General features: G+C 53.2%; 7 protein-coding genes and 1 pseudogene. 5 read left to right on the top strand and 3 right to left on the bottom strand.

Annotation, left to right across the window (positions count from 1 at the left end; translation table 11 throughout):
- Positions 1–14 precede the first annotated feature (14 nt).
- Positions 15–1,409 carry an IS1380 family transposase gene (locus MWC30_RS14795; RefSeq protein ID WP_244084967.1) on the bottom strand — a complete coding sequence of 465 codons (1,395 nt, stop codon included), beginning with the start codon at positions 1,407–1,409 and terminating at the stop codon, positions 15–17.
- A 457-nt stretch (positions 1,410–1,866) separates the two neighbouring features.
- Between MWC30_RS14795 and MWC30_RS23035 the strand changes: the two are divergent.
- A pseudogene (locus MWC30_RS23035) lies at positions 1,867–2,019 on the top strand (DUF4160 domain-containing protein); the annotation flags it as partial.
- A gap of 30 nt (positions 2,020–2,049) precedes the next feature.
- Here the strand turns inward: MWC30_RS23035 and MWC30_RS14800 are convergent.
- Positions 2,050–3,429 (bottom strand): IS66 family transposase, encoded by a 1,380-nt coding sequence (locus MWC30_RS14800; RefSeq protein WP_244084968.1) that lies wholly within the window; start codon positions 3,427–3,429, stop codon positions 2,050–2,052.
- A 339-nt stretch (positions 3,430–3,768) separates the two neighbouring features.
- Positions 3,769–4,338, bottom strand: a complete 570-nt coding sequence (locus tag MWC30_RS14805) for a hypothetical protein (protein WP_244084969.1) — start codon at positions 4,336–4,338, stop codon at positions 3,769–3,771.
- Between the two features lie 285 nt (positions 4,339–4,623).
- Here MWC30_RS14805 and MWC30_RS14810 point away from each other — a divergent pair, with 285 nt between their 5' ends.
- From MWC30_RS14810 to MWC30_RS14825, 4 genes are all read left to right on the top strand, one after another.
- Entirely contained in the window at positions 4,624–5,040 is a 417-nt protein-coding gene (locus MWC30_RS14810) for a hypothetical protein (RefSeq protein WP_244084970.1), read from the top strand.
- A 90-nt stretch (positions 5,041–5,130) separates the two neighbouring features.
- The gene (locus MWC30_RS14815; protein WP_244084971.1) at positions 5,131–5,529 is read left to right on the top strand and encodes a hypothetical protein; all 399 of its coding nucleotides are present in this window, start codon (positions 5,131–5,133) and stop codon (positions 5,527–5,529) included.
- Complete coding sequence (istA, locus tag MWC30_RS14820; RefSeq protein ID WP_244084972.1) at positions 5,526–7,001, top strand: IS21 family transposase; 1,476 nt, start codon at positions 5,526–5,528, stop codon at positions 6,999–7,001. Before MWC30_RS14815 ends, istA begins: the two co-directional genes overlap by 4 nt.
- A complete protein-coding gene (locus MWC30_RS14825) occupies positions 6,994–7,512 on the top strand; it encodes an ATP-binding protein (RefSeq protein ID WP_244084973.1) in 519 nt (172 codons plus the stop codon). Before istA ends, MWC30_RS14825 begins: the two co-directional genes overlap by 8 nt.
- Positions 7,513–7,624 lie beyond the last annotated feature (112 nt).

Here is a 7,624-nt window from a genome sequence, read left to right on the forward strand (position 1 = left end):
TCAACTACTGTTCCTCAGACCCAAGTGAATACCGGCGGTGTTCCGCTATTAGTCCAGAGTTTATTGAAGTTGAGCAATTCCCATGCTGATTGGGTCAACTTCAGGATGATTTTGCCGGAGGTTCGGACAATCTTTGCCGCTATATCGATGATTTTGCGACGGAGAGTTGTCGGGTAAGACTCGATGGGAACGACCTCCGAGCAGACATCTTCCTTGAAGCACTCAAAGAGGAAGAAGGCAAGCAGCACGGTGTAGTAAAATGCTGCATTGGGGGCGAACCTTTTGAAAGGGAGTGCCTCCGTTACGAAATCCTTCAATGCTCTGTGAACCAGCTCGTCACTTCCGCGACCGTGAGACATTTCAAGAATGGATGAGGCCTCAAGAAGATTGGAGAACCCGGCTTTTTCCAGTTGTACATCGATTGGACAACCCATTCCAATGTTGGTGTAAATCACATTGGCCGGGCGTACAAACGCCAGGAGCAATTGCCCATTCTTATCCATGGGCTGGCAATAAAGGGCTCGTCTGAATTTCGACCAATTGCCTCGTCTATCACCAAACTCGAAATACGCCCACACATGGCGGTCCTTTTGGTAGCGTTTCCAATGGATGTTTTCGGTTGCTTTGGCTACCGCATGGATGTCTTTGTACAGCTTGCCTGTGCACACGTAGCCAATGGAGAGTTTTTCAAAGATCTTGAACAGTTTCTGGTCAAAAAATCCACTATCCATGCGGATGATGATGGGGACGTCCTCGCTGTAGTGCCGCCGGATCAGACCAACCACATGGCAAACCATCTTCCCAACGGTGTCACCGTGGTTGCTGTGTTTCTTCCCTCCGCGAAACACGGCATCGATGAGAAAACGCCCCCATGTCATCTGAAGAGGTTGGAATCCCATTACATTCTTGTAGGTCGGCTGAACACCATGGCGTACGCTTGCCTCTGAATTGTCCATCACCATGGTGTCGATGCCAATCTCTATTATTTCGGGTTTCGCCAGCCGAAGACGCCGAAGGAAAAGCTGTTGAAGAATACGGCGAAACAACCAGATTCGAAACCAGGAGAAGGCCTTGAAAAAGCGCTTCACCGAATGGGATGAAAGCATCGCCCCTGCCTCGGTTTCGATGGTTGCCGCATAACCGGGGTCCTTTTTCAGTGAATCGAAGTGGCTCAGGTGGAGACTCGTGCCATCCACAAGGAAGCACAGGATCTGCTTGAAGATTTCTGTGACAGCCTGACCTTTGTTGTTTTTCCTGATGCCTCCAAACAGACGTTCGAGGTGCGAAAACAATTGTATCCCGTACACATAACGCACAAACAGCTGCAAACCTCCCCGCGAGGTGAGTGTATCGGTGGTACACTCCGCTGAGTGAATCTTACATTTGCGCTCTTGAGCTTTAGCGGTCATAACGACCTCCTACCCTTTGGGTTGAGTTGAATCCGAACAAATTCTCGCGAAAGTCTTTGTCGATTCAACAACATACTCCAAAGGGTAGATTCCTTAAATCCCAAAATCGCTCAATTTAGGTATAAGTCTGTGTTGTGCCGTCAAGTGAGTGGCAGTACCCTCTGATTTGGGGTTAAGATTGGGGCGTCCAAAAAGGGGCAAAATGGCCCGAATTTCTTGCCCGGTTCTTGGCCCTCCTGATCCCCCGGAGGGATCACAGCCATTAGCCGGTGATTGAGCTAGCAAAGGTGATACCACCGGTAGGCCTCCAGGGTCGTTTCCTTCTTTTTCATTCTTAACAGGGGGTATCGGCCTTAAGGCCTCAACCCCCGGCTAATAGCTGTGAGCCCTCCGGGCTCTGCAGGGTCAAAAAACCGGCAACAATCGAGATTCAATTTGGACGCCCTGGGTTAAGATAATGCCAACTGCACTGCGGATTGGGTCATACAGGTTCTTCTTCTATGCTGGTGACAGGGATGAACCGGCTCACGTCCATATCGAACGAGAGGATAAGGTGGCCAAGTTTTGGCTTGATCCTGTCCGGCTCTGCCATAGCGGAGGATTCAACCGCAATGGTAACTGTTCAGGGGGTCCCCCCATTTTAGATCCATGAGACATCGGGAGTCGTGTTTTGGCGCGCGCAAGTGAGTGCTTCAACCAGCAGAGAATAGGTCGGAAGATTCCGCAGGCGGCAGGTTTCTCTGAAGGAGAGAATTCGCTCAACCCAGCGGTCCCCTTTTTCGTTGAAGCTTCCCTGCATCATACGGCGCCACAGCACCGCGAATCGAAGAACTCTCTCCGCGCGATTGTTCGTGGGGTCGACGCCTTCTTCCAACAGAAAGACCCAAAGACTACCCATCTCGGCATCCAGCAGCCGGGCAAGCCTCCCCGCCTCATCTTTGCGAGCTTTATAGAGGTCGATCAGATGACACATTCGGGCATACCATGTGGCGACTTCTCCCTTGGTCGGAGGGGCATTGGCCCAGTGGATCAAACGCTGCAGCTCGGAACGAATCCGCCCTCCAAACCAGCTCATCGCCTCATCCTTTCTTTGCGAAAGCCCTTCGGCCGTCCGGATGAGATGAGCAAGGCAGGTCTGCCGCAGGTTTACCCAGTTGCGATAGACTCGGTAGTTATCACTGACCAAAATCCCCGCCCAGTGTCCGATCAGCTCTTCAAAGGCCGCCTTGGACCGGCTGGTCTTCACGCTAAAGAAAGCTACCGTGGAGTTTACCATCACCCACAACCACATAAGCACACCGTGCTGGTACCAGGAAGTCTCATCGAGATGGTTCACCCTGGCGCTCCGCGCCCTGGCTGCGATGGCTTCATAGTGAGGAAGGATCACCTCGGATACGCGATCCACACACCGCTGGATTCCTCCCACGCTGATGTGAATCCCCAGCACCGATTCGATGAATTCCTTTGCAGATCTGCGGCTACACCGCTGGCCCCCGCTCAACTCCCCTACGAGTGCGGTGAGCCTTTCACCATATCCAGCCTCGAACCCCTCGGGAACCCTGCCCCGACCGACCTTGCCGCAGCTCGTACAGGCCCCTTCCAACAGGATGAAATGCGTGACTTGCATCTCAATTTTGGGAAGCTCGATATGTTGATGAGTATAAAATGGTTTAAGCTCCTCGAATTCGTGGCTCCCGCAGTCACACGTTTGGGGCGGCACCGGCTTGACCTTGGTCGGTGTCAGCAGCGCCTGTTGATGCCCCTTGTGACCTATCTTGGCTCCTGGCTTGCCCGTTCCCTGCGATTCCCTTTTTACTTTCTGGTAAGGAGAATCAGACGACGGGGGGCGGTTCGAATTGTTCGAATTCTGACCAACCTTGGCTTCCAGTTCTTCCACACGCCTGGTCAGTTTTATGATGAGCTCCTGCTGGGACAATATGAAGGCACGGACAGAGGGAGGCGTCTGTTTCCAGTCCGTTTCGCTGATGGGAAGACCGTCGGGGGCATCCTGCGAAGACATCCAGGCACACTCCTGTTGCGGTTGCCTTTAGCCATATGCCCAATCTTTCAGCTTTCCATACACGAAAACGGCGACCATGTCCCCTCAAAAATGACTGGTCGGCAAAAAAGTCGCGACCCTCTGAACACTTACAATTGAATATACCTTTTCAATCGGGCAACACCCTGGAAACGATGCAATATTTTACGATTAAGCCTGGTGCTGTTGTCTATACGGGAGGCATTGAGGGAGGGGCGGAGTGGGCTGTTCAACATTGGGTTCGTGACCTAGCCCGACTTTACCGAGCATTCTGTGTAAATGGTTGTCCCATAAATGAAAATTGGGGATTTTTTGTATGACCTAAATGGCCAGATACCGTTTTAGGTCCAGTGCTTCGAATAGAGCACGTTGTTCCTCCGAGATCGAAGAAAGAGTCATTTTGATTGTGGGCTTCTTTCCATCCATTTGGGATGGGTAAACGATGCCAACTTCCCGAATCCCGGCAAGCCGGTCAAGGGCTTTGGGGACGGAGAGGCCGATGCCTTTGTGATGGAGCTCCCTTTGGAGCAGACTGCACAGCATCAGAGCAAGCACACAGCAAAAGACGTGTACTTTGATCTTCTGATCGGTCCAGTGGAACTGAGGACGCAAAGAGATGTGGTGCGGGTCTTTCATGCACCGGAAAGCGCTTTCAACATGATGCTGGCTGCGATAGCCATGCACGATCTGGGCATCGGTCCAGTCATCATCATTGTCTGTAAAGAGGATGGTCTTGCCAAGCAGGGTCTTTTGCAGGCTCTCCCAGGCGTCCTTCTCAAAACGGTACTCAAGCATCGGCACTCCGTCTTGCTCAGTGATCTCTGTATGGAACAACTCCTTCATATGGCGGGCTTTCAGCCATCCGTCCACTTTCTTTTTCACTCCTGCCATGGTTGGAGCCTTTCCGCCGCGGGTCTTCTTTTCACGGCGCGCGTCCAGCTTGCCTTGGATCTCGCGAAGGGATTGCCGTCGTTTTATTAATGGCGGCGCGAAAAGGGACTGTTTTGGCCGGTAAAAAAGTGGACCGGTAGCCGGCGGTCAGGATTTCCCCCAGCTGTATTTTCTTCCTTTTTCCCGCACGCGGTGAATTTACTTCCTTTATTTTCTTCCTTCTTTCCTGCTTGTTCTTCAAAAACACTCAAGGGCTTATGGTTTTCTTCCAGAGGGAGGAAGACCATGAGCTCACAGACCGTGTGTTTCCATTGCGGTAACCCATTCGTTCCCAATCCACGAGTCAAAAATCAGCGATACTGCAGCCAACCCGATTGCCAGCGTGCCAGGAAGAGGGAGTGGCAGAAGCGAAAGCTTGCGGTCGATCCCGACTACCGTGCCAATCAACGTCAGTGCCAGAGAGATTGGCATGCGAAGAATCCGGGTTATTACCGAAAGTACCGCCAGGACCATCCCCGCAGCGCTCGGCGCAACGCCTTGCTTCAGAAGATACGCAATGCCCGGCGCAATCCATCCCTGAATGCAACAATGGACGCGTTCCAAACGGCTCCTGTCAACGAACCGGGGGCTTATTACCTCATCCCGGTGATTGCAACAATGGACGCGTCAACCCAAAAAGTCTTCATCATTCCAACAGATTGACTTTCCAAAAGCTGATTGCAAAAGAGGACTCGATAGCTTGCCTTTCCGTCCCGTGCCATGGCTCCTCCCAAAAAGACAAGGAGATAGACGATGGTCAGGAAAAAGCTTCTCAATCCCCAAAGGGTTCGAAGGATCGAAGGGAGTTTCGCATTCATCGAGCACCGATTCTTGCGCAACGGTTTCTGGATAGAGATGACTCATCACGAGATCCTGCTCTATCTTTTCCTGGTTCTGGTCGCAGACGCACAGGGCCTTTCCTGCTACGGCTACGATAAGCTTTTGTCGATGCTCAAATTTTCGGTCGATGAGTATGTGGCGGCCGGAAATGGCCTCATCCAAAAGGACCTCATCGCCTTCGATGGAACCCTCTTTCAAGTGCTTTCCCTACCGGAGCACCCCGAGAGGAGGCTGGAAACCCCTTTGACTTCCAGGGGGGACGCGGCGGGGCTTGGACAAATTCTTGCCGGCATCCTGGGAGGCAAGCCATGATCGATCAGCGAACCGTCTTTGAAATTCACAGGCTCCATCATGAAGGCTTTTCCACGGGCAGGATCGCCTCCATCCTCGCTCTCGATCGAAAGACCGTCTCCAAATACCTCCTCAACCCGAACCCTTCCAGGGCGACAACCCCACGCCCCAGCCGGCTCGACCCCTTCAAAGATGAAATCAGGTCCCTTCTCAGCCAGGCTCCTCACGCCAGTGCCCAGGTCATCTTTCAGCGCCTCCTCTCCCTGGGGTTCCATGGAAGCTACACCATCGTCAAAGATTTCGTCCGCACCCTGCGCCAGACTCACCCCACCCCCTGCATCCGTTTCGAATCGCCTCCCGGAGAGCAGTGCCAGATAGATTGGGGCCACTTCGGCTCTCTTTCTTACGGGAACTGGCGCCGAAAGCTCTATTGCCTTGCCGTCGTCGAATGTCACAGCCGGTTGCTCTACCTCGAGTTTTCCCACTCGCAGCGCCAGGAGACCCTTCACCGATGCCTCCTCAATGCTTTTGCTTTCTTCGGCGGAACACCCAAAGAGCTTGTCTTCGACAACATGGCCACCGCCGTCACCGAGCGCGAAGGCTCCATCATCCGCTACAATGAGGCCTTTCTCTCTTTCCCGCGCCCCTTTAAAATCTCTCCGCGCGCCTGTAACGTCCGTCGGCCCAACGAGAAGGGGAAAGTTGAAAAAGGCGCCATCCACTACATTCGCCACAACTTCTGGCCTCTCAAAAACTTCATGGACCTTGACGACGTGAACCGCCAAGCCTTTCAGTGGAGAGATTCCATCGCCAACGTACGTCTGCATTCCACCACCGGACAAAAGCCCTGCGAGCGCTTCAAACCCGAAGCGCTCAACCCCCTCGTTCATCCTTTGCCCGACTGCCGTGATACCAGCACCCTCACGGTCCAATTCGATTTTTCTATTCTCTTTGACGGCAACTGGTACTCGGTTCCTCCCTGGGCGATTCAAAAACAGGTCACCGCCAAAGCAGATCCACACACTCTCACCGTCTATTTCAACGAAAAACCCATCGCTACACACAAACGCTCATGGGAGAGAAAGCAACGCATCGAACTGCCCGACCACCGTGAAGCCGCCCTCAAGCATTCGTCCAAATACTGGTCATCCAGTGAGGCCGCGGCATTCATGAGCCTGGGAGAGGAGGCCAGGAGCTATCTCGAAAAACTTGCACACACACGGCACCCCCTCAAGAAAAGCCTCCTCAGGCTCCTTGAGCTCAAGGAAGAATACGGAGCTCAGGGCCTTCTCGAGGCCATCCGTCACGCAAACGCCTACCAGGCCTTTGGCGTCGAATACATCGAAAACATTCTTTTCCAGAAAATGACCCCGCAAAGAAACCACCCTCCCGTCAGGCTCAAGCATGAAGCGTTCAACTCCATACGCCTCGATGAGCCTTCCCTGGCCGACTACGACGCTCTCGTTCTCAAAAGGAGACATTCCCATGATTGAAGCTGATTCCCTCAGGCAAAAGCTCACCAGGCTCAACCTCAAAACCATGGCTCAGCACCTCGATCCCGTCCTTGACGAAGCGCGGCAAAAGAACCAGAGCACGGTGGCCGTGCTCATGCGCCTGGCCGAACTTGAAATCGAACACCGCTGGCTGGCAGCCATTAAACTGCGATACACTCAGTCCAAACTGCCCGATCGCGTCTCCATCGATCAGTTTGATTTCCACCACCACAACACCCGATCCGAACAAAAGGAGAGCATCCTCGCCCTCCTCGACCTGGGGTTTCTCAGGAAGCACATGGACGTCATCCTCATCGGAAATCCCGGCACGGGAAAGACCTTCCTGGCTCAATGCATCGCCCTGGCGGCATGCAACGCCAATTTCAAGGTCCTTTTCACAACCGCCATGGACATGATCAATCACCTGATCGCCGCCGAGGCCGACCACTCTCTCCTGAAGAAGCTCCAACACTATCAATCTCCGGACCTGCTTGTCGTTGACTTATGTTGAGTGTTCATTAATGTTGAGAGCCTGCCGGCTTGGCTCTCTGCTGAAGCTTCCGCCGGCATATCCCTTCACATAAATGAATCCGCTGTTCAGCACCTTAGAGCGACTCCAGCCA

It is taken from the genome of Desulforhabdus sp. TSK, from assembly GCF_022836495.1.
In the GTDB taxonomy this organism is placed as follows: domain Bacteria; phylum Desulfobacterota; class Syntrophobacteria; order Syntrophobacterales; family Syntrophobacteraceae; genus Desulforhabdus.

Excerpts from the sequence above, each read along its gene's own strand:
- MWC30_RS14795 (WP_244084967.1), bottom strand. The coding sequence starts at position 1,409 with ATGACCGCTAAAGCTCAAGAGCGCAAATGTAAGATTCACTCAGCGGAG.
- MWC30_RS14800 (WP_244084968.1), bottom strand. The coding sequence starts at position 3,429 with ATGTCTTCGCAGGATGCCCCCGACGGTCTTCCCATCAGCGAAACGGAC.
- MWC30_RS14805 (WP_244084969.1), bottom strand. The coding sequence starts at position 4,338 with ATGGCAGGAGTGAAAAAGAAAGTGGACGGATGGCTGAAAGCCCGCCAT.
- MWC30_RS14810 (WP_244084970.1), top strand. The coding sequence starts at position 4,624 with ATGAGCTCACAGACCGTGTGTTTCCATTGCGGTAACCCATTCGTTCCC.
- MWC30_RS14815 (WP_244084971.1), top strand. The coding sequence starts at position 5,131 with ATGGTCAGGAAAAAGCTTCTCAATCCCCAAAGGGTTCGAAGGATCGAA.
- istA (WP_244084972.1), top strand. The coding sequence starts at position 5,526 with ATGATCGATCAGCGAACCGTCTTTGAAATTCACAGGCTCCATCATGAA.
- MWC30_RS14825 (WP_244084973.1), top strand. The coding sequence starts at position 6,994 with ATGATTGAAGCTGATTCCCTCAGGCAAAAGCTCACCAGGCTCAACCTC.